General features: G+C 43.5%; 19 protein-coding genes and 6 pseudogenes. 15 read left to right on the top strand and 10 right to left on the bottom strand.

The window, feature by feature from the left end; genetic code table 11:
- The first annotated feature begins 346 nt into the window (after positions 1–346).
- From F6J90_RS31885 to F6J90_RS31860, 6 genes and pseudogenes are all read left to right on the top strand, one after another.
- Complete coding sequence (locus F6J90_RS31885; RefSeq protein ID WP_293103104.1) at positions 347–775, top strand: transposase; 429 nt, start codon at positions 347–349, stop codon at positions 773–775.
- A 605-nt stretch (positions 776–1,380) separates the two neighbouring features.
- Positions 1,381–1,620, top strand: a pseudogene (locus tag F6J90_RS31880) (transposase); the annotation flags it as partial.
- A gap of 410 nt (positions 1,621–2,030) precedes the next feature.
- Positions 2,031–2,363 carry a transposase gene (locus tag F6J90_RS31875; protein WP_293103101.1) on the top strand — a complete coding sequence of 111 codons (333 nt, stop codon included), beginning with the start codon at positions 2,031–2,033 and terminating at the stop codon, positions 2,361–2,363.
- Positions 2,364–2,415: 52 nt separating this feature from the next.
- A pseudogene (locus F6J90_RS31870) lies at positions 2,416–2,517 on the top strand (transposase); the annotation flags it as partial.
- A 421-nt stretch (positions 2,518–2,938) separates the two neighbouring features.
- Positions 2,939–3,241, top strand: coding sequence for a hypothetical protein (locus tag F6J90_RS31865; protein WP_293103098.1), 303 nt, complete (start codon positions 2,939–2,941; stop codon positions 3,239–3,241).
- 192 nt (positions 3,242–3,433) lie between these two features.
- A complete protein-coding gene (locus tag F6J90_RS31860; RefSeq protein WP_293103096.1) occupies positions 3,434–3,640 on the top strand; it encodes a hypothetical protein in 207 nt (68 codons plus the stop codon).
- Positions 3,641–4,215: 575 nt separating this feature from the next.
- On the opposite strand, the gene F6J90_RS31855 is transcribed toward F6J90_RS31860, so the two are convergent.
- Complete coding sequence (locus F6J90_RS31855) at positions 4,216–4,860, bottom strand: reverse transcriptase domain-containing protein (RefSeq protein ID WP_366513928.1); 645 nt, start codon at positions 4,858–4,860, stop codon at positions 4,216–4,218.
- A 1,030-nt stretch (positions 4,861–5,890) separates the two neighbouring features.
- Between F6J90_RS31855 and F6J90_RS43855 the strand changes: the two are divergent.
- The 3 pseudogenes from F6J90_RS43855 to F6J90_RS43850 all read left to right on the top strand — a co-directional run.
- Positions 5,891–6,016 (top strand): annotated as a pseudogene (locus F6J90_RS43855) (hypothetical protein); the annotation flags it as partial.
- A 25-nt stretch (positions 6,017–6,041) separates the two neighbouring features.
- A pseudogene (locus F6J90_RS31850) lies at positions 6,042–6,149 on the top strand (IS5/IS1182 family transposase); the annotation flags it as partial.
- 424 nt (positions 6,150–6,573) lie between these two features.
- A pseudogene (locus F6J90_RS43850) lies at positions 6,574–6,645 on the top strand (hypothetical protein); the annotation flags it as partial.
- On the opposite strand, the gene F6J90_RS31845 reads toward F6J90_RS43850, so the two are convergent.
- From F6J90_RS31845 to F6J90_RS31835, 3 genes are all read right to left on the bottom strand, one after another.
- Complete coding sequence (locus F6J90_RS31845) at positions 6,638–7,087, bottom strand: transposase (RefSeq protein ID WP_293103091.1); 450 nt, start codon at positions 7,085–7,087, stop codon at positions 6,638–6,640. The pseudogene F6J90_RS43850 and the gene F6J90_RS31845 sit on opposite strands and share 8 nt — an antisense overlap.
- Positions 7,080–7,370 (bottom strand): transposase, encoded by a 291-nt coding sequence (locus F6J90_RS31840; protein ID WP_293103088.1) that lies wholly within the window; start codon positions 7,368–7,370, stop codon positions 7,080–7,082. Before F6J90_RS31840 ends, F6J90_RS31845 begins: the two co-directional genes overlap by 8 nt.
- Before the next feature lie 157 nt (positions 7,371–7,527).
- Positions 7,528–7,713, bottom strand: a complete 186-nt coding sequence (locus F6J90_RS31835) for a hypothetical protein (RefSeq protein WP_293103085.1) — start codon at positions 7,711–7,713, stop codon at positions 7,528–7,530.
- Positions 7,714–7,762: 49 nt separating this feature from the next.
- On the opposite strand from F6J90_RS31835, the gene F6J90_RS31830 reads away from it, so the two are divergent.
- The 4 genes from F6J90_RS31830 (at position 7,763) to F6J90_RS31815 (ending at position 12,814) form a co-directional block, all read left to right on the top strand.
- Entirely contained in the window at positions 7,763–8,737 is a 975-nt protein-coding gene (locus tag F6J90_RS31830; protein ID WP_293103082.1) for an ISAs1 family transposase, read from the top strand.
- Between the two features lie 557 nt (positions 8,738–9,294).
- Positions 9,295–9,900, top strand: coding sequence for a transposase family protein (locus F6J90_RS31825; protein ID WP_293103079.1), 606 nt, complete (start codon positions 9,295–9,297; stop codon positions 9,898–9,900).
- Positions 9,901–9,966: 66 nt separating this feature from the next.
- Positions 9,967–10,395, top strand: a complete 429-nt coding sequence (locus tag F6J90_RS31820) for a transposase family protein (protein WP_293103076.1) — start codon at positions 9,967–9,969, stop codon at positions 10,393–10,395.
- 610 nt (positions 10,396–11,005) lie between these two features.
- On the top strand, positions 11,006–12,814 hold the full coding sequence (locus F6J90_RS31815; RefSeq protein ID WP_293103073.1) for an AarF/UbiB family protein: 1,809 nt from the start codon (positions 11,006–11,008) through the stop codon (positions 12,812–12,814).
- Positions 12,815–12,937: 123 nt separating this feature from the next.
- On the opposite strand, the pseudogene F6J90_RS31810 reads toward F6J90_RS31815, so the two are convergent.
- The 6 genes and pseudogenes from F6J90_RS31810 to F6J90_RS31785 form a co-directional block, all read right to left on the bottom strand.
- Positions 12,938–13,183: pseudogene (locus tag F6J90_RS31810) on the bottom strand (IS66 family transposase); the annotation flags it as partial.
- Positions 13,184–13,379: 196 nt separating this feature from the next.
- Positions 13,380–13,712 (bottom strand): transposase, encoded by a 333-nt coding sequence (locus tag F6J90_RS31805; RefSeq protein ID WP_293103070.1) that lies wholly within the window; start codon positions 13,710–13,712, stop codon positions 13,380–13,382.
- Positions 13,693–14,055 (bottom strand): transposase, encoded by a 363-nt coding sequence (locus F6J90_RS31800; protein WP_293103067.1) that lies wholly within the window; start codon positions 14,053–14,055, stop codon positions 13,693–13,695. The genes F6J90_RS31805 and F6J90_RS31800 overlap by 20 nt, the downstream gene beginning before the upstream one ends.
- 545 nt (positions 14,056–14,600) lie before the next feature.
- On the bottom strand, positions 14,601–19,496 hold the full coding sequence (locus F6J90_RS31795) for a hypothetical protein (RefSeq protein WP_293103305.1): 4,896 nt from the start codon (positions 19,494–19,496) through the stop codon (positions 14,601–14,603).
- Positions 19,412–19,594 (bottom strand): hypothetical protein, encoded by a 183-nt coding sequence (locus tag F6J90_RS31790; RefSeq protein ID WP_293103064.1) that lies wholly within the window; start codon positions 19,592–19,594, stop codon positions 19,412–19,414. The genes F6J90_RS31795 and F6J90_RS31790 overlap by 85 nt, the downstream gene beginning before the upstream one ends.
- A 4-nt stretch (positions 19,595–19,598) precedes the next feature.
- A complete protein-coding gene (locus tag F6J90_RS31785) occupies positions 19,599–20,897 on the bottom strand; it encodes an AAA family ATPase (protein ID WP_293103062.1) in 1,299 nt (432 codons plus the stop codon).
- A gap of 292 nt (positions 20,898–21,189) precedes the next feature.
- On the opposite strand from F6J90_RS31785, the gene F6J90_RS31780 reads away from it, so the two are divergent.
- Both F6J90_RS31780 and F6J90_RS31775 read left to right on the top strand, forming a co-directional pair.
- A complete protein-coding gene (locus F6J90_RS31780; protein ID WP_293103060.1) occupies positions 21,190–21,357 on the top strand; it encodes a hypothetical protein in 168 nt (55 codons plus the stop codon).
- Positions 21,338–22,327, top strand: coding sequence for a hypothetical protein (locus tag F6J90_RS31775; protein WP_293103057.1), 990 nt, complete (start codon positions 21,338–21,340; stop codon positions 22,325–22,327). The genes F6J90_RS31780 and F6J90_RS31775 overlap by 20 nt, the downstream gene beginning before the upstream one ends.
- The last annotated feature ends 33 nt before the right edge of the window (positions 22,328–22,360 follow it).

Here is a 22,360-nt window from a genome sequence, read left to right as displayed (position 1 = left end):
GTTGGAGGAATTAGCCCAACTCAAGCTCAGACTTAAACCCAACACCCAAATTACCTCACAACCGTCATAGCGCGGACTTAATTGAGAAATCGGAAAAACCCAAACCGCCAGAGTCAATCGCCCCTCAAGCCAAAAGAAAACCTGGAGGGCAACCGGGACATCAAGGAAAAACCAGAAAAGGTATGGCGCGAGTAGACCGCTATCAAATTGTCAGACCATCAGTGTGTCCCAACTGTGGCGGCTGTTGAATTCCAAGACTCACCTGTATCTGTAAGCCGTCAACAAGTCGCCCAACTCGTAGAGCGTCCCGTAGAAATAGTCGAATATCAGTATCACACTTGCAAATGTGTCCATTGTCACAGGCTTTGTCATTGAAGCCAAAGCCCCTGGAGTCATCCCCGGACAAGACTTGGGCATCTCCAACAGCGCGATGCTGGCTTGGATGGAAAATCAGGGAAACCTATCCGAAGAAAAACAACAAGAATGGCTACTAGAGTTGACGGGACTCAAAATCGGAGTGGGAACTAATGGCGCCACCAATCGACCACTAGCGGAGTCGGTAGCTATACCTATTCAAGAACTTTGGCAGTGGGCGCAACAACAGCAACACCTGCACGTTGATGAAACCCCGTGGGGGGTGGCTGGAGTTAAAGAATGGTTGTGGACTGTTGCTGGAGCCAAATTTTCGGGCGTTCCATGCCGCAGATACCCGAGGGCGGGTGGAACTCTAACAAATTATGGGTTCCGAATTTGCTGGAGTGCTCAGTTCCGATGACAGAACGTGTCTATAACGGTTACAAAGTGGCTCACCAGCAGAAGTGTTTAGCTCATCAGCAGACGGCACTTCAAACAATTACACTGCTTGGGTCATGACAATAACCCGAAATTGGGACAACGGTTCCTGGATTTAATTGATGAGGCCAACGCTCATCGCATCAAAAATGCCGAGAGACTCAATAGGAGATCTGCGTATCGAGGGTGGGTAGCTCAGTTCAAACCCAAGTTGGAGAAAGCATTGGAAAAATAGAGTTCTCACGCCGGAGCCGCAGCTGGGTTACTCCTGGGAACTCTTACAAAACAAAGCTGCCCAATGGTGGTATAGTACTACCCATTCAGATGTTTGACATTCCTAAACTCTGAAACTTAGTCATAGCTTACTTTTGACTTTAAGACTTACGCGTTTAAGTGGATTTTGCCCCCCTAGCCCCCCAATTTTGCGGTGCGACCCGTGGCGAATTTAATTACGGGTCAAGCGCACCGGGGGGGGTAATGATGTCAAAGTCCCCCAGAATTGGGGGACCAACGGGGGCAAATGCGTAAGTCCTAGACTTTTGACTTCCAACCTTGCTGACTTGCGCGTAGCGCTATATTTCCAAGGGCTACCCAGAAGTTCCACCCGATAATAATTGAGCGGAAAGAGCATTGCGTCCAGCAGTGACCAAACGTAAGGTCTGTGCTGGTTCCCTTTCCATGGAACGGTTTCGGGAAACAGCGGAAAAACTCAGTGTCATCCAAACTTGCCGTGTCCAGGGTCGTTCGGCTGTGGAGTTTTTCCGACAAGCTCTTGAGGCTACCGTTTCCCCAACGGTTTGTTATTCTTCCCTGATTCCGATGACCTGAATTCTTACTATGAAATGATGCACTTTCCCTACTCACGTCAGTTTAGCTGATTTGTAAAGAAAATCTAAAGCTAACTCGAAGGCTGGCTGAGTGACTTATAATCTGAATGAGAAGACGAGTTGAACCCTGTATCCATGAGTCGTTTGCCTCAAATCTTCAATCCTCACCGCCAACCCTATCCAAGTGATATGAGTGATGTAGAATGGGAAGAATTGCGACCGCTTATACCGTTGCAGTTGTGATTTGGACATCCGAGGAGGGTAAACTGGCGCGAGATCATCAACGGGATCTTCTATGTGCAGCGTAGTGGAACAAGCGTGGCAAATGCTGCCCCATGACTTTCTACCTCACCCAAGGGTCTATGGTTATTTCCGTAAATGGCAACCGCTTTGGGTATGGGCTGAGAATCCATGACCAATTGCGTCATCAACTCCGATAACAAATGGGAGGTGAAGAAGACTCCAGTGTGGCGTTCGCGTAGCGTCGGGCTTTGCCCGAATCCCCGATTCTCAATCCGTGAAGACCACCGAAAAAAGGGGGCAGTTTACGGGTATGACGGTGGCAAAAAAGTTAATGGCCGTAAACGCCATATTGTCCTAGATTCTCAAGGCTTGGTGATTGGGCTGTTAGTCAATCAAGCCAATGGCTCGGAACCTTTGGGTGTGATTGTCGTTTTGCATGAAGCCAAAGACCAACTCCGGGAGTTAAAAGTGGTTTGGGTCGCAGATCGGATATTGCGCTAAGAATTTTGCTCATGGGGTGCAACAAGTCTGTGGAAAGCAAGTGCGGGGGTCGGTGATTGAGCGAACATCTTTGGAATTTGAAACATTACCAAAACGATGGATCGTCGAACGGACATTTGGCTGGCTGAATCGATTTCGGTGTTTGAGCAAAGATAATGATACCAAATCCGATTATTATAGGTGAATTAATGAAATCCTCAAATCAAGTCTAGGCAAGGACTTTGATTGTTTTGAATATAGTCTTATTAAACCGGATTTGGTATGAATTGTACACCACCAAAGCGTGAAGGGATGATTTACGGGGAGCTGATTCGTTTAATGACTCGCCGACTGGCTTGTTAAGGTTTTGTTTACAAATCAGCTCTAATTCTTGACCGGTGAGGTGGGTGCATCTCATATTTGTAAAAAAGATGGGAAGTGTGGTGAGCGTGGTGAGCGTGGTGAGCGTGGTGAGTGTGGTGAGCGTGGTGAGTGTAGGAATTTTTGCCTAATTGCAAAACTGAGATGCACCCGGCGAGGTTTTATGCTATATAATTTAGTGGTAGTACTTAAATCAATCTAGGAACTTAAGAGTTATGGCTGATAATGAGGGAATTAAGAGCGCTGTCGTTTTACGCAGTGAAGATTCTTTTGGAGGCACACCTGAGCTCTTGTCTGGATCTTCAAGTAAGAAGAGCAAGAAAAAGAAGAAGAAGAAGCAGGCAGCAGCTTTAAAGCCTCTTGAGAAGGCTATGTTTAAACAAGCAAAGCGTCTCGACGAGGCGACTTCGGTCTATAAGGAGCGCCATGAGAAGTCCAATCGTAAGAAGAAAAATGGTTGGATTAAGGATTTCGGAAAGAACTATTCCAAGAGTATGTCTAAGTTGATGAAATTTTAGTTTGGTTTCTGGTCTATCGTTAACTTCGATGTAATGCGTCAATTAATCGCTCTGTTGAAGGCAAAAAGGATTTGACTTCTTCAAAAGTTTTTGGAATGTTCATTACATCACTTTGAAGTTTTTTACAAGGGCGGAGCTGGGCACGATATAACTTTTGATAAAGCTTGCTAAAATTTAGTTAGGAGAACGTCCATGAGTACACTTCAGAAAGAAAACACCATTATTCTAGACATGGGATCCGCAAAGAAGGATGATATTAAGGATTTGCAATATGGTGAGGGTAGGCTTTTTAAGAGGATTGCTAAGACCATTAGCGAATTGAAACTGAGTGGTGAAGTTGCGGAAAATGCTCAACCAGTAATTGTTGTGGTGAAGAAGAAAAGCGAGAAAGATTGGTAAGTTTATAATCGATCTGAGGAGCAATACCAATTTCTGTCATCGGCTTCGTAGATTTGTTTTTCAGGGGTAAACTGAGTTGCTAACTCAAGTCCGCTTGACTTTAACCCAAGATTGAGTTCCTCCTTTGGCAAAGCTATTGTTATTGATTACTTCAATGAATCTGCATCGGGGGCTTTATGCCCCATCCAACCAGGTTAATTGAAGATAAATAGGAACCTCTAATTATTGTACTGGTCATGTTCAAGTAGACCCGTGAACTACCCCAACTTACTTCAACGAAGTAAGTTGGGGTTTCTAGCGTGGCCGTAGGCCACGCTACGGGAACACGGAAAAATGCCTCAACTTAGACGGACGTCCAAGTTTTGGTCTTACTCATTAGAGTCGATGCCCGGTATTATCCGGGGCACCTCTCCTGTCATACCGAGCGTGAAACTTTTGCCTCACTCGGCTCCTAGATATTCTTACTTTTCGGTTTGCTCATGTGGATTAGTTGGTGACAGCTATGGTGTACCGCTGATAGATTCTTTGGTTTCCAATTATCATGATTTCCGTCTATATGGTGGAGATGGACATCTTCACCAGGCAATAACTTCAATCCGCACCATCCACATGTATGGTTTTGCGTGGGTCTTGGCTTTGGCAGTCCCATTGTCGTAGAGTTTGCTATTACGCTTACTCCAGTAAACCAAATTTCCATCATATGGTGATTTAGTTCCCTCGACAGGGACGTGCTTGAATTGCTTATATGGAACTTCCGGGAAGGCTTTCTTTACTAACCTTACGGCTTCGTGTTTGTCCACTTTATTTTCTTTTAAGAATCGTTGTGGAGTATCTTCGTTTAGGAACCATAGGAAATTCCTGGAACCACTCATGTCGCAATTCTTGTGGTAGTTCCTCCAACCGCGAACGATTGGGGCAAGCTTTTTGGCCTTGACTTTTGCACCATAGTTCGAGTTGTTAACCACGGCTTTGACTTTCTTACGGAATGCTTTGTAGTTTTCCTCTGAGGGAACGCTACGCAGTTTGCCGTTTGTCTGGACGCGGAAATTCCACCCCAGGAAGTCGAATCCGTCTGTCGAGTGAGTTATCTTGGTTTTTTCTTCGCTGATTTCCATCCCACGTTCTGCTAGGAAGGTTTTAATCTTCTGCAAAACTCTTGTGGCGTTGTCTTTTGGTTTTAAGAAGATTACCATGTCATCAGTAAGATATGCTGATGACATGGTAATCTTCTATTCCGTCAAGGGCTATGTTTGCAAGGAGGGGGCTTACTACTCCTCTGTTTCACTTGGTTTCGGCGTGCCCCGCCGTACCATCTCATTTACAAACTGTGATGCAGCTGGGTTCACACACCAACTGTTAATTGATGATTGGGTTTTTAGCGATGCAGCGCGGTCTTGGGGGTTTCCCCCATGAGCGACTGCATCAAGAAAAGAGGATTTTCCCTACCCTCCGGGCATTTCTACTTTAAGGTCAAGCAGTGGCGGGTCTCTGACCCGGTTGCGCCTCGGATTCTCAGCCTGTACCCATTAACCACATTACACCAAATGAAACTAAGAAGTGACAAGTGACAAAAAAGCCGTCCTAGAAGGACGGGGTTTAAAACCCAAGATTTTTGATAAACATATTTCTTTACAAAAAAATTGACAAAAATAACTTTATATGTAGTAGGAGTGTGGCAAAAAAAACTTGACGTTCCACGTTCTCGCTCAGTTTTTATTGGGAAAGCCTTCTGGCAAAAAGGAGCGAAAAATCGTGATAGTTAGAGAGCATAAAGGGGGAATCATGTTACTTTAGTTGGCATTGATCAGGAGATAATTTTGATCCTGAGGGTACCCTTCCGTCTTTTGATAGCGGTAGGCAATTAGAAATTGAGGGCTTTGTTGCATGAATAGACCTCTTGCATAAGTCTCATAAACCGTGGGTGTTTACAAGGCAAAAGGCAAGAGGCAAAAGGCAAAAGGGATAGATTTTGATTTCATATTTATTTTTGCAAGAGGTCTAATGATTAAGAATCAAAATGCTCCCCCTTTCAGGAGAAGTCTTAAGAATCATGGGCATAGCTATCAGGCATACCTAAATGGGTCATACGATTGAGGGCAGCACAGGCCAGTAAAAGTTCTACAGCCTGGTTATCGAAAGTACCACGAGAACAACTAGGGCGTGTTTTCTTGCCTCGTTGTATCCTAAAAGTAGTGTGAAGGCAGGGTGCATTCATGAATCGAGGGGACGTGAAGTTTTGAACAGTGGGAGAGGTTAAAACCGTTACTACCACCACAAAAACCCTATACAGGTAAGCCAAACAAAGACCACCGCAAGGTTATCAACGGAATTCTCACCGGTACTAAGAACAGGTGCACCGTGGCGAGACTTACCTAGGGATTATGGCAAGTGGAAAAGCGTCGCAACCAGGTTTTACCGATGGCAGAAAACCGGAATCTGGAACCAAATATTGGAAAATCTGGAAGCAATCGCTGATCATCGAGGAAATCTTGATTGGAAGGTTCACTAAGTGGATGGCACCGTGATACGTGCCCATCAACACGCAGCTGGGGGAAAAAAAACGGCGAAGGTGCGCTTTCCGCATCTAATTATTAAATTCGCTACGGGTCGCACCTGAAGATGAAAAATTAGGGCGTTCTCGCGGAGGCTAAGGTACAAAAATACACATAGGTTGTGAAGGTAATGGTTACACCGATAACATTTCTTCTTAGTCCAGGTCAACGAAACGAGTCGCTTTTTCGTAGAACTTTTGATGGAACAAGGTGCTGCTCCCGCGTTCTGGGCGAGGCCGTCCTCGCATTAGTCCTTTAAGACTGAGATAAAGGTTACACGGGTCGTAGAATCCGTAATTACCTCCGTCGTCGTCGTGGTATCCGTCTTACCATACCACGACTTTCCCGCCGAACCACGTCGCGGTCCATAAAACCTTTGAAATCTATCGTCAACGCAACCTTGTAGAGCTTGCTATCAATCGAATCAAGCAATTTCGCCGTATCGCTACCCGATACGATTTGCTTGCTGAAAATTATACAGCCATGTTGACGATCGCATTAATTTTATTGTGGTTATAGTTTGAAAACACGCCCTAGTGCCAAAGATCACCTTGAAACGAAACATCGCTGTTTCCGATAATGAGCGACGGTGGTATCCACTCTCCTGTTTCCATTGGCTTCGACCCACTTGTTCAATCCGCACCAGGTTCTGATTGCGTGGATGGTTGTCCCCCTCTTGTGGCCAATATTGAGCATCGTGACGTGGGGGGATATTGACCTGAGCACCCCGAGAACTGATGGCATCATAGCACTTGCGCTTATCATAGGCTCCATCTGCTGATACTGCTTCAATATTTTCTTCTATGGCGTCCAACACCTCCGATAAAGCGGAATCGTCACTGAGATTATTGGTACTTACTAGCGCACCAAGTATCTCCCCTGTGCTCTCATCCACCCCTAGATGAAGCTAACGCCCACGTGCGACGTTTGCTCACACCATGTTGACGCACTTTCCAAACTCCATCCCCATACACTTTTATACCTGTGGAATCCACCACCACATGCCGTGCCAAACTCCTTTCTATACCGGGCATTACTACACTTAATTTTCCCAGTCGCCTCGATACCGTTGAATGGTCTGGTACATCTAAGTCCACTCCCATTAACCTAAATAACGACTCCATCAATCCTTGGGTTTGCCTTCCTGGTAAATTCAGCACTGAACTCATTGTACTCATGGAGCGCGATCGCTATGTCACGCTAATTGGGGAGATCTGCCTCGTTTCCCTGTCTTGTGGGGATTCCACCATCCCTCAAGTACCTCGTCATTAATCGGTGAAGGTCAAACTTCCTCGGTTTTTTAGGGCTGCGTTGTACTCACTCCAATTCCTAATTTTATATTGGGTCTTGGTCTTTGCTTCTGTCATGGTTGGGTCGAGCCAAATTTTTCTCTGTCAACATTATTCCAGCTAACTCATACTCTTTATGCAACAAAGCCGTGTCCAGGGTAATCCCATAGAATTTGGTATAAATTATACTTGACAAATGACCTGGTGTATGAGTTAAGAATTTAGCTCTCATCAAGGGTAACCTAGGATGTGTAAAGGGTTGTATTTTATAGTCACTGATCATGGCAAAAGGTTTTGGCAGACCCGTTCCTAACACTCACAATGAGCGTGAGGCTCAGATCTTGAAAAAGAGTGTACTCAATCATTTTGAGCATCGGTCGGTACCCCGTGTGGGTAGCAGAACCGACCATAATTTCGTAGCGATTGTTACCATAGCCATTTTGGCTGTGATTGCGGGAGCCGATGGGTTTGTGGCCATCGAAACCTACGGTAAAGCCAAGCAAAAGTGGCTGGAAACATTTTTAGACTTACCTCACGGGATACCATCTCACGATACATTTGGTCGGGTGTTTGGCCAACTCGCACCCCAGCAACTCGAAGCTGGCTTCCTCAGTTGGGTGGGCAGCATCACCGAGAGCTTGGATATTGAACTGATTCATATTGATGGCAAGACGGCCAAAGGCTCCTATGACCGTAAGAACTACCATCTTGCACTTCACAGCGTCAGCGCCTGGAGCAGCGAATATGGACTGGTGTTGGCCCAACAAAAAGTGGAGAGTAAATCGAATGAAATCACAGCAGTGCCACTGCTGCTCAAGTTGCTGAACCTCTTTGGAGCAGTGGTGACTCTCGATGCCATGGGCACCCAAATCGACATTGCTCGACAAATTTTGCAGGCGGGTGGGGACTATGTCCTGGCGCTCAAGGGGAACCAGGGTAAGCTAAGCCAGCAGGTGGGAGGGTGGTTTGCTATAGCTCAAGCTATGAACTGGCAGGGGATTGAATTGAGTGACCACCAAACGGTCGAGGCCAGCCATCACCGCAAAGAAACCCGTCAGGTGTGGGCGGTAGGTGTCAGTCAACTCCCCCCGTTGCTAGACCGCGCACAATGGGAAGGCTTAACTAGCGTGGTGATGGTGAAGCGGACGCGGCAGTTATGGAACATGCGCCACCACCCAGACTCAGTTTTACCTCAGTTCCCGGTCGGCGGATGGCTCGCGGCACAACCAGGTGATTCGCTGCCATTGGGGTGTTGAAAACAGTCTACATTGGGTGCTTGATGTCACCTTCAATGAAGATGCCAGCCGGGAACGCCTACGGCTATGAGAAGCGAGAATCTGGGGCTGGTGCGCCGCGAAGCGTGTTAACCTGCTCAAGGGAGAACCCTCCCGCGCCTTGTCTGAAGATGAAGCGTTACAGGGCGGGGATGGATCATGACTTTGTGATCAAAATCCTGGCCGCCAGTGCGGCGCTGGCGTAATCTTGCACTAATACCAAACTGTTGACCACCCATTGAAGGAGGTGATGGACTGAATCTATTAATGGAAACAGAGGGTTGACTCACACAACTGGTTCACACAGACCGGATCCTCCACCTTTTCTCAGAGGACGATCGGCAATTGTACATTCACATTGTAGGCGCTTAGTACAGTAACTTGAGAACTCGACTAAGATGCGATTACCCTGCTATGGTGTTGCTCTTTCACCATTACAAATAAACTCTTTGAATTATTTATTTAGACATCTCCAGAATATAATCAAATCTCAAAAAATAGAGTACAATAAGTAAATAGTGTTCAAAAACAAACCTCAAATGGAAAACTATACTTGGAACTATATCCAGAAAAATCATAAACAAAGCAAAAGACTATTAGGTATTGATTATCAAAAATTAGAGCAATTAATTGAACTAGGTAAGCTTCTCAATAAAAGAAAGCAAGAAGAAATGGATAAAACTAAAATTAGAATCAATCAAGCAGGAAGAGGAAATCATCCTAAACTATTAGAGTCAGAGCAAATCGTTTTAATGTTAGTTTATTTAAGGCATCATTTGAGCTTTCAACTTTTAGGACTTATTTTTAAAATCATTGAATCAACGGCTCATAATATTTTTACTTATTGGCAAAAACTTTTTGAAAACGACTTACCTCCCAGTTTATTATCACAAGTAAAAAAGCTTCAAAAAGAAGAACTCATTAGTGAACAATTAGAAAATTATGAATTGATTGTAGACAGTACCGAGCAGTCTATTGAAAGACCTTCTGATTATCAAGAGCAAAAAAAATATTATTGCGGTGCGACCCCGGTCGGGGAACCCGACCTAGGGAACGCGCACCAAGAGACAGGAAAGCAAAAAAGACATACTTTTAAAAATCAATTTATTGTTTTACCAAAAGCTAAGGTGCGCTTGACCCATTAAGAATTAAATTCGCCACGGGTCGCACCTGAAGATATTGTCGATGTAGTAATCGGTAAACCTGGCCCTATGAGTGATATTAAAATCTGCCGAAAAACTTTGAGCAAATTTAATGCTCAACAAACTTTTAGTGGGGATAAAGCTTACATTGGAGAAACTCAAATTACAACTCCCTATAAAAAACCGAAGAATGGAGAATTAACAGAGAGTCAAAAACAAGAAAACAAAGCTTTATCATCTGATCGAATTTTTATTGAAAATTTAATTAGAGTTGTCAAAATCTTGAAAAGATCTCAAGAAAGATTTCGTTTGCGTAAAACTAGATATCAATCAGTTTTGTTTGTTAACGGTTTGTGGATTAGTACGATTAAGAAGCGATGCAGCGCGGTCTTGGGGAGGCAGCGCGGTCTTGGGGGTTCCCCCCATGAGCGACTGCCGTGGTTTCCACGGGGCTTACAAGGTGCGGACGCAGGTTCCGCACACAGCCCCTCCCCATGAGCGACTGCATCAAGACATTGGCTCGCTAATTTTAGAAGTAATAAAATCGGAGGTATCAGAGCAAGTAATTGACGTTATAATGAGCCATAGTTTTACTACAAAATCAGATCTTGTGTCTTCAAACCCTTATTAACTAAATTGTAAATTATGTCTTGACCAACTTGTTTTCCTTGCTGTGACTGGGTTATGGATTTTTGGATATGTCTATTGAGTATCATTTATTCACTATGCCTGATTTAAGTACTTATGAGGCTTTCTCTGATATCATTTAGGATTGGTATATAATGGTATCAACAGCACTAGGCACATATTTTTGCACCAGGTTATGTTTTTTTTTGAACTTTGAACTTTGTAATTTTCTGAATCTCCTTCAAGGAAAAATTGATATTATTATATCGTTGGTAATTATTTTGATGTTGATCAGTTTCTTTATTTATGTCTGCCAATACCGCAAACTCATCCAAGATGCACTGCAGTACTTTTTAAAGAGTAAAAGTTTCAGTAGCGAAACTATCGTGGACTGCCTAAAACTAGTTTTTTAAAAGGCTAAATTCAGTATTTAATGATAGGATAACTACGAGATATCAATGATTATTATTGAAATTTGTTTGTGGCTGCTTACAATATGATAAAGACAAAATATATTCCTACTCCTATTATTGATAACAAGCAAAAAAAGACAATTGAAATAGATGAAAAATTGGAAATTCGTCGTTTTCCTGCTATCTACATTATCAAACGATTTATTATTTACTATTTAGGTATACAACGTCGCCGAATTACAAATAAGCCAGACATACAAAAGGCTGCGAACGAGCTGCGTGAGATCTTTCAAGATTTGGGAGGCTTCTGGGTAAAAACGGGTCAGTTGTTAGCATTGCGGAGCGATCTTTTCCCAGAAGAGGTTTGTGAGCAGTTAATACGTCTTCAGTTTGAAGCCATTGGATTCCCTATGGCTTTAGTTAGATCAACAATTGAGTCAGAGCTAGGAGCACCCATGGAAAAAATATTTCAAGATTTTGATGAGACTCCTTTGGCAGCTGCATCAATTGGTCAGGTTCATAGAGCAACGTTGCGAAGCAAAAGAAAAAATGTTCCGGTAATCGTTAAAATTCAACGTCCAAATCTAGAAGAAGCATTCAAGCGAGATTTGGATTTAATTAAAGTCATTGCCAAACTGTTAATTGCTTTTAATGTTATGAGTTACCTACGTTTAGATGAAGCAGTATCGGAGTTAGATAAAATTTTTAAGGAGGAATTAGATTATCGCTATGAAGCATCTAATACTCGTAAGATGAGAAAAACACTAAAGCAGCATAAAATATATGTTCCAAAGATTTATAACAAATATTCTAAACGTCGAGTTTTAGTTATGGAATATATCGATGGGGTTCTTGCCTCTGATTATATTAAAGTATTGGCTAGGGATCCCGTCAGAGTCTCTCAATGGCAGGATGAAAATGACTTTGAGCCTGAAAAAGTGGGTGAAACGATGTTTATTTCATTACTTCGACAAGTATTTGAAGATAACTTGTACCATGGAGATCTACATCCAGGCAATATTATTTTCTTGCGTCGGAGCAAAGTTGCATTCATTGACATGGGTAGCGTGGGATCCCTGGATAGGAATTTGAGGGTAACTTATAATGAGTATACGAATTCATTGTCAGATGGAGATTTTGGCAAAGCCTCTGATTATATCATGCGGTTGGCTGTTGATATTCCCAGAGTTAATGTACCTAGAGTCAGGGAAGAAATGTCGCGTGCTATAGAGGTTTGGTCCTCCAAAGCCCAACTTAAAGGGATAGAGTATAAAGAACGGTCTTTTGGTGGGGCAACGGCTGAATTATCTAAAGTGATTGCCAGCTATGGTATCCCAAGTAATTGGACTTTTCTCAAACTGACTCGATCTTTTTTAACTCTAGATGGTGCACTGCAGTACCTATTACCTGACTTTGATTTCTTCAAGACATCTAGAAAATATAATCGCCAGGCAGATCGACGTGCTCTCAAACAAAGTTTAGAGCCAAAAAGTATTAGAACTTCGATTAACCAGTTCTTTGACACTATTAGCGAGTACAATAACCTGATTTTACCTCAGTTGCGAGAACGAACCATCGCCTTTGAGTTAACCAGTAATATTTTTGCACTGTTGCTGGTAGTAGGTTTGCGTTCTCTCGCATATTTACTCCTAATAACTGAACCAGTTGCAGTTTATATTTTCCTTTATCAACATTATTTTAAGGCGATTGAACCTATTCATACTCAACTGGCTGACGAGTTTGTTCAACAAATTCCCCATCTTCCATATCTGCAATGGATTGGTATTTTTATACTGATTGGCCTCAGTGCTAGAACACTGCTTGCGGGAGCAAAAATTCTGGAGCGTAAAGACTTTCCTCAATCGGTAAGGGAGTAGTTAAAATGTAAGGATACAGGTCTGGCGTCATCAAGTTATTAGGGGATGAAAGGCTTCGTCCCCAATGAATGCTGGAATACCTTGATTGTTCGGCCTTTGGCTTTCATCCCCTACCCAAGAGATTCAGGGGATTGGTTCAGGTAACAAGGATGGGCTGGATTGATGGCCACTGGAGTTTTCCCTCAAGGCTTGTTGGAAAAACTCCATCACCGACCGTCCCTGAGGTCTACAGGTTTGCACTACACTCAGTAAATCGGCATTCTGTTGGAATCGCTTCATTGAACTTCAGCCACCACTGACCTTACGCTTGGTCACAGCTAAACGCAGGTTTCTCTGAGCCAAGTTGTTATCCGGTGGAACTTCTGGGTGGCCTTTGAAAGTACCAAGAAACCTTACAATAAAGAAGCCTTATTTCATGAGTTTTAACCAGGACTTACGCACAGACTCCATGGGTAGGGTGGGCAAAACCTTGCCCACCCTACAGGTAGCGTTAAATTGAGGGATTTGCGTAAGTCCGATTAACCTTTTTACCCATAGCCTCTCGCCTATAAAGGCTTCTTTATTCTTACGGTAATTTCAAACACTGCTCGGCTTTGTCCCGCAAAGACTTGAGTAACTTGCCAGCCTCGTATCCAGCTCCACCGAGCCACTGTTGTAGGGTGAGGGTAACTCGCAACTTGAACTCGATTGCCCAAGTGCGATAGGTACTATCATCGTAAGTTTGCCGCCATTGTTTATGTTGGGCAAAGGCTTCATCAATCAAATCTAAAAAGGCTTGCCCCAATGCCTGATTGTTGCCTCCTTTCAACTTGACTACTTTTTTGAAGTGCTGCCTTAGATGTGCCAGACATTTCTGTTGTGCTTTGACCGAATAACCGTTATAGACGCTCTCTATCATCCCTACTAAGCACACCGTCAAAGCTTTCCCCCAACTGGGCAATCAATTCGGCCCGTGAACGGGTATCACCCGGATGAAATACACAGAATTTTTGACCCGTTGTCACCCATAGCCATTCCTTGAGACCTAGCACGGGCCAAGGAGATTCATCTACATGCACCATTAGCTGTCCTTTGACCCATTCCCGCAAGCTGTCAACGCTACCTTTGACCGCTTCTGCCATTCTGGCATTGGTAGCGACTAAAGTTCCCACTCCTACTTCAATGCCACCCAGTTCCCGCAGCAGTTCTTGCTGCAACTCAATCGGAAAGATGCCCGTAGTGCGATCGCGAAGGGTGACCAAAGGTCAATCGCGTTTTAGTTGATGCCTCGACAAAGAGTGCGTTCGCGAAGGGTGACCAAAGGTCAATCGCGTTTTAGTGAATACCTCGACAAAGAGTGCGTTCGCGAAGGGTGACCAAAGGTCAATCGCGTTTTAGTGAATACCTCGACAAAGAGTGCGATCGCGAAGGGTGACCAAAGGTCAATCGCGTTTTAGTTGATGCCTCGACAAAGAGTGCGTTCGCGAAGGGTGACCAAAGGTCAATCGCGTTTTAGTGAATACCTCGACAAAGAGTGCGTTCGCGAAGGGTGACCAAAGGTCAATCGCGTTTTAGTGAATACCTCGACAAAGAGTGCGTTCGCGAAGGGTGACCAAAGGTCAATCGCGTTTTAGTGAATACCTCGACAAAGAGTGCGTTCGCGAAGGGTGACCAAAGGTCAATCGCGTTTTAGTTGATACCTCGACAAACAGTGCGTTCGCGAAGGGTGACCAAAGGTCAATCGCGTTTTAGTGAATACCCTGACAAAGAGTGCGTTCGCGAAGGGTGACCAAAGGTCAATCGCGTTTTAGTGAATACCTCGACAAAGAGTGCGATCGCTTTCACTTACATTCGGTTTATTCTTCAGATAATCCCCAGCCCAATCGCAACCACGTCCCAGTAGCTCATCTAGACTACTTAGAGCTAGATCGATATTCCACAAGATTACAGTGTTATCCTGACTAGCCGTAGCAAGAGTATTGCCATCAGGGCTGAAACTAACACTATTGATCCCAGCACCACTACTTTGGAGGGTTTGAAGCAGTTTACCCTGCCGAAGATTCCAGAGCTTGAGTGTCCCGTAACTACTACCACTGGCAAGTATGGTGCCTTCGGGGCTAAAACTAACGCTATTGACTGCACCACTATGTCCCTTGAGAGTTTCAAGTAGTTCACCTTGCAAATTCCAGAGTTTAATAGTTTTGTCCAGACTGGCGGTGGCAAGGGTCTGACCGTCAGGGCTAAAGCTGAGACTAATCACCGCAGCACTATGCCCCTTGAGAGTTGCTAGTTTGAGAGTTGCTAGTTGTTCTGTTAAATTCCAGAGCTTAACGGTTCCATCCTTACTAGCAGTAGCGAGGATTTTGCCATTAGGGCTGAACTTGACACTGTAAACATCAGCTTGATGCCCCTGGAGAGTGTGGATTTCTTCTGTCGTATCTAAATTCCAGAGTTTTACGGTTCCATCTTTACTAGCAGCAGCAAGAGTTTTTCCATCAGGGCTAAAACTAACACTATTAAACCAGTGCGTATCACCTCGGAAGCTTGCTATTTCTTTACCGTCCAGACTCCATAGCTTTATCGTTCCATCCGAACCAGCACTGGCAAGGAATTTTTGATCAGGGCTGAAACTAAGACTTGTGACTGTACCTTGATGTCCTGTAAAGGTCGTGATTAGTACACCGTTCCGATCCCATACTTTAACAGTTCCATCGGAGCTAGCAGTGGCCATTAAGTTACCGTCGGGACTAAAGCTGACGCTATCAACCGCAGCCTCATGCCCAAATAGGGTTTGAGTTTTGGAATTATAGTCCTCAACGCTCCAGAGTCTGACGGTCAAGTCTCTACTGGCGGTAGCTAAAATTGTGCCATCGGGACTGAAGCTCATACTTGTAATCCCTCTATTATGACCCCGCAAGGTTTGGAGTTCCTGACCTTCCCGACTCCAGAGCTTAACAGTTCCATCTAAACTGCCAGTAGCAATTGTCTGACCATCACGACTAAAGCTAACGCTATTGATTGTGGCACCAAAGCTTTGGAGAGTTTTCTTTTCCTGACCTTGAATATTCCAGAGTCTGACAGCTCCATCAAGAGTGGCGATGGCAAGGGTCTGACTATCAGGGCTAAAACTGATACTTGTGATTCGAGTTTTCTGTGCTGGAAAAGGTTGCCCAATTGGGTTACCTTGTCTGTTCCACAATCTTACTATTCCGTTGCGACTACCACTGGCAATCACCTTACCATTAGGGCTGAAACTGAGACTGATAATACTAGCGTTTTGTATTGGAAAGGGTTCCCCAATTGGGTTACCTTGTCTGTCCCACAATTTTACTATTCCGTCGCGACTACCACTTACAATCACCTTACCATTAGGGCTGAAACCGATACTTGTAACCTCAGTTTCATGCCCCTGTAGGGTGTTTAGTAATTGACCGTCTATACTCCAGAGTTTGACGGTGCCATCATCACTACCAGTGGCAAGGATTTTACCATCAGGACTGAAACTGACGCTATTGAATGTATCTGTATACCACCCCCCGAGGCTGTTTCGTAATTTACCTTCTATGGTCCAGAGTTTGACAGTGCCATCATCACTACCAGTGGCAAGGAGTTGACTATCAGGACTAAAACTGACGCTATTAACCCAACTTTTATGACCTTCCAAACGATTGCGCTCTCTGACTGCATAAAGGGCTTGCTGTAATGCAGCTAAAGTCGAAGTTCGGGTATCGGTTCCTACTACGGTTGCTGACTTAAGTTGTCTTCCTGCCTTTAAAGCTAATATGAGTGGATCAAGGGACTCCCTATTTTTGTTAAATAGGGCTTCTGAAGATTGAGTAAAATCACGAGTATTTCGTATTTTGGCTTGTCTCGCAAATAGTAGTCCCGGAAATAGTATTAATACTACCAGAATAATCAATATTTTTATAACTGATGATATAAATCTGCTTTTAGATAACGCCTCTTCTCTATAGGCATCTTCTAGTCTTACTTTACTTCGTTCCGCCTCTTTTCTGGCTAGTCTCTCCTGTTCCAATTCAGTGATTATTAAAGTTCCTGTCGATTGACGAATAATAGGAACAAGATAGTCGTGTACTAATTGATAGTGCGCCGTCGAAATTTCTGGCAAAAGTAAAACCAATCCTGAGTTGACGAAAATCTCTAATATTAAATCTAGGTTTTCTGTCTCTCCTACTCCGAGATCCAATAAACCCGATCCTAACTCTGCCCTAGACTTGAGTGGTCGAGTGTTATTTTCATCTGTTAGGAGGTATAAAACTAGTCTTGCGTCACGTTTATTCCAATAACCACAGTCTTTAACAACTCCAGCTAAAAATCGCTCCAATAGCTTTTGTTTAGAACCGATTTCTTGATACTCACCCAGTTTATTAATTTTCTCTTCTTGCAATTGTGAACCCACAATCTGTAACTCAATTGGACGAACTTCACCTAGCTCTCCCGCTAAATCATTCACAAGTTTATAAATCAATTTTTTATCTAAATAAAACCGATGTTTTATTGTTAATTGATATATAAAATTAGCACTCTCTTGGCGAGAAAAATTTCCTAAATAATAAAGAATGTCTTGGCTTAATATGTACTTGATAGTATCTATTTTTTGTGAACGTTGAAATTCTAATAGATAGTGTAGATAGTCTTCCCTTAATGACAGAATAACTTGAGTAGAAGGAATATAGTCAATTGCTGTTTTTAAAAATTCCAATAAAAGATTACGTTCGACTATATCTGGAACAGCAAAAAATAATTCTTCAAATTGATCAAAAATTAAAACTGTTAGTAAGTTTCGGTCACCATTTTCTTGCAACTGTTGCAAGATGCTAGTTCCTGAATCTGCTTCAACAGGAAGACTAAGCCCTCTTGCTTTTAGTGAATTAACCAATAACTCGCCCAGCTCCCTAACCCAGTCAGTATAGACTCGTATGGCAATTGGTAATACATCTCGCTGACCAATGGCTCGTTGCTTGAGAATTGGAACTAATCCTGCATAGATCAAGGAACTTTTTCCTACCCCAGATGGTCCATGAATAACAGTTAATCTATGATTAGGGTTGCCAATTCTTTCGAGTAAATTATTGATATCTTGTTGTCTGCCAGAAGCGATGATTTCGTCTGCAACCATTTCAGGCTGCTGAAGGGCTGGAAGTTGAGAATTTGCTCTCCTTCGTTTTGGCTGTAATCTCCCTGTACCAATAAAGGCTCGCAAGCCAAACTGTTGCTCAATAGATATTCGTTCTTGTTTAACTCTAAAAGCAGCTAGATAGTCACCATTTTCAAGGTATAATTCTCGCCAGCTTGCCAAAATCCTAATATAAAGCTCTGGAGCATAATGGGCTTGAGTTTCTGCTTTTGCTCTTTCCAGATACTTGATACTATCTTGATACTTACAAAGACCTTTTTCTGCTCTTGCCAATAATAATAAATACCAAGCTTTATCAAAGGATTGCCTCCCATCTAATTTTGCTTTTTGCTCCGATGAAGTTGCTGTTGATTTAGCCGACAAACTAGTTTCCAGGATGGAGAGTGCTTGCTCTGCTAATGCCTTAGCTTCAGTCCAAGCTAATTTATCTAAAGCCACCTCCGCCAGAAAACCATAATCTTGAGCTAACTCAATTGAATTCCCATTGGCTCTATGGAGTCTTAGAGACCTTTGGGCTAAGGTTTCTAAGTATTCCCATCGTTGTAAGCGTTGCAAGACTCTGGCAAATTGAGTAATCAATCGGTTAGCTAAATCAAGAGAAGATATCTGAGCTAAACTATCAATACATTGCTCAAATAAATTTTGTCCTTCAGTTTTTCCATAAGGACATAACCCGATATGAAATAGAACCATCCCTTGCCAATCGAAGCGGGTTATTATTTGCCATAGCTCTAAGCTTTTATGAAAGTAAAGTAAGGATTGTTCCAATTGTTTTTTAGCATAGTAATTTCGACCTAGCATGAAGTAAAAACTAGCTTCTGACTCTGGCTCTATTTCCTGGTTGTGATGTTGTAAATCTTGCCAAGCTAAATTAAATTCTGATAGATGATCTATCCCCCGATTCAGCTCATACAAAAATTTTTCAGGAGCACAGTTTGGAAATTTAGCCAAGATCTCCTTGGCTTTTTGAGAGAGAGTATAGATTAATTCATAAGATAAGGAATCAGGAGGGGTTTGAAACTCCCTAGTTGTGCCCCAACTCTCCAAATCAGGAGCAACCCGAAGCAATTTGGTTTGAACATCATCATTAATCCACAGCACTAGGGGGAAATGGAAATTTTTCCGAAACTCTTCCCGGACTTGGTTAGTAGCAGCCAGCAAGCTATCAATATCATCAAGGGCCTCTAAGCCAAAGACCATCACAGCCCCTGGCTGCTGATCTCCTAAATCCTGCCGAATCTTCCTATAAAGTCTGCTATCAGACTTTTTCAGCACAACCTCCCGGATTTGAACAGGACAGGTTTCTAGCAGCCGCTGAGTCATTTGCTGCTGTACATAGGTATAGTTACAGTGTGCAAAAATCAGTGAAAATTGCCCCTGAGAAGCTTCAATTGCCCAAGCCAATCTTTGCAACGCACGCTCGTTGTAGGCAGCAACCTCTTTGGTTTTATCGGAGGCACTCATATATCGCAAAGGGAACAGGGAACAGGGAACAGGGAGCAGGGAGCAGGGAGCAGGGAGCAGGGAGCAGGGAGCAGGAAGCAGTCGCACCTAAATGTGGCGTAGGGTGCGTTAGGGACGGGCTCGCCCTCATTTTCCGCCTGGTAGCCAGTGTTGGGACAGCCCGTCCCGTAACGCACCACCGGGTCAAACTAGTTCCTTAGCTTCTGCCAAAATCGGATTAACATCAAACCAAGGTTCTTCTTGATCATAATACTCATAAACAAAGCGACTGCGGATTAAGATTTGATATCCATCATCTCCAGTCACTTTTTTATCCTTAGCTACTTTACGCAGTAAATCCCACTCATCATCAGTGATCGCTAACACAAGTTTATGATGCTGAGCCTTAATCATACGTTCTAGACCATTACGGGACAGGGGTAGTTTTCCTTCTTCCATGATCCAATCATTGAGAAACCGGAGTAAATTCCGCACATGACCGCCACTAGCACCACATAAACGGTCTAAGGTTTCAGGACTGTCAAAAATTGCGGTAATTTTAGTCAGACGCTGGTTTGGCTCTAAATCTGGAAAAGCTCTTGCTAGTACCATCTGTCGCAGCAGTGCCATTCCTTCTTCATGTTTACTACCGTCCCGTAACTGTACAGGTACCATTGGCAGGACTTTGGGGTCGGTCATAAACCGTTCAGTCACCATCCCAAAGTCATTGGAAAACCGCAGCGACAGTGGAATAGTGTAAACCACGTGACAGCCCAGTCCCCGCAACTGTGCTCCTCGATCCGCAAACAAATATTCTGGCTGAAGACGACCAAAGGGCTTTTGAATAGAGTCCACGCGGTCAAGGTTATCGACAATTACTACTAGTCCCTTTTTCCCGGTCTGTTTCAATTTCTGGATAGCAGGCTCCAGCACCTCCTGATTAATTGCTTCAATAATTCCATTGGTTCGAGGCTCTAGATATCCTCTCAACTTATCCCGCTGCTTAGGGCTAGCTTTGGCTTGACTGGTAATGGTGGCAATGCCTACAGAGAATTCTACATCCGATAGCTCCATCGGTGTTTTTAAGATATCTTTGACTTCGCCAAATAACCTCTGGAAGTACCCTGGTTGAAGGCTAATGCCAGCGCCTTCCAGACTTTCACTGACTCGACGAGCGATCGCCAGTAAAATATCACTGATATCAACATCGCTCATTTCCAAGTCTTGATCGGACTCGAAGTAAACCACATGAAATCCTGACCGTTCTAAATCCAGCTTTAACCTGAGCAACTCCGTAGACTTGCCGCAGCCAATATGCCCAGTAAACAGTTCACAAGTAGGTTTATTTGGTGAAAAGATAGCAATCTTTTTTCTAAGTTTTTCAATAATCTGACCGCCGCGTACTGAAGAGAAATCAATGTAATACTTGCGATCCTCCTCATTGTCCACCGCTAAGGTTTTACTGGGGTTGGTAGCTCGGTAAAACGTTTGTAAATCGGTCATATTAATTTTCTATTGGTAGAGTTTTTTCCCTATTCTGTACCAAGCTGCGGTTGGAACATGGAACCGTTCATCCTAGCTGGCATTATGCACCCACTCTATCTTATATCATTTTTGGTTGAACACTTATAAATAATAGGTCATAGGGAACAGGGAGCAGGGAACAGGGAACAGGGAACAGGGAACAGGGAAGAGTAGGAAAGAAATCCGATAATTTTTTGGGATGATGCTAAATAAGCCTTGATTTTTATGGTCATTTTTTAAAAAATGATAACATTTTTTTGATGTAATTTTTGTGATCAATAAATTACTAATCATCGGTTATAATAATTATGAGTTACAGATAATTTTCTCCTACTCCCTACTCCCTACTCCCTACTCCCTACTCCCTACTCCCTACTCCCTACTCCCTACTCCCTTTCCTATAGTTTTTAGGCTGTTCCATGACCAGAAACGTCCATGACCAATTTGCCAAACAATGTCTTAAAGAACTCCTCGACCCCCTGGGGAAGGTAGAAACAAGCTGGAAAGTGCCTGGGGAAGTTCAAGAAATTGATGTTTACTTTTTGCCATCTCAGCCACTAACCACCAATGGACAAAGCCTAGGATTACTCGGAAAACTGGCCACAACTCCTGCCATATTTGAACCGTTCCGCAACCCAGTCACTAAATTTGAGGTGCTCAGTTGTATCGGTAAACTGGCCCAGGTTCATGGTCAAGTTTTCCGTCAGGCTAAGCGCACTAATGCCCAAGTTAGGGTGACCGAACTGCCTCGTTTATGGATTCTCTCCCCAACCGCTTCGGAAGAGTTTTTAGAAAGCTTCAATTTTCAAGCAGATCTAGTTAATTATCCCAGGGGGATATACTTTCTGGGGAAATCCTTGTATACCGCAATTGTGGCGATTCACCAACTGCCAGTTACCTCAGAAACCTTATGGCTGAGAATTATCGGTAGAGGTAGAGTGCAACAGCACGCGATCGAGGAATTGAAATCCCTACCGAACGGGAGTCAGCACAAAGACAATATCCTAGAATTAGTATATGACATGCTGGCAATTTTAGAGGCACGTATCAAACAAAATCAAGACCTAGAAGAAGATGACCGGGAGTTAATCATGCAATTATCTGAAATATATCAACAACGACTGGAATTGGCTACCGAGCTTGGCAAACAAGAGGGACTAGTCCAGGGACTAGTGCAGGGAAAAGAAGAAGGACTAGTCCAGGGAAAAGAAGAAGGACTAGTCCAAGGTATGCAAAACGAACGCCGTACTATGGTCACTTACTTATTGCGTAGCCGTTTTGGTGAACTAGACCAGGAACTGTTGGGAATTATTGAGCCATTGATGGCACTGTCTCCAGAAGAATTTACCCCCCTACTATTACAATTGTCTCGACTAGAATTATTGACTCGATTTGGAGAGCGAACATAGTCGCTAGGGAGTATGTTCACAAATCAAATGGAA

The organism is Moorena sp. SIOASIH, assembly GCF_010671925.1.
In the GTDB taxonomy this organism is placed as follows: Bacteria; Cyanobacteriota; Cyanobacteriia; order Cyanobacteriales; family Coleofasciculaceae; genus Moorena.
This window is presented reverse-complemented; position numbering and strand designations above follow the sequence as displayed.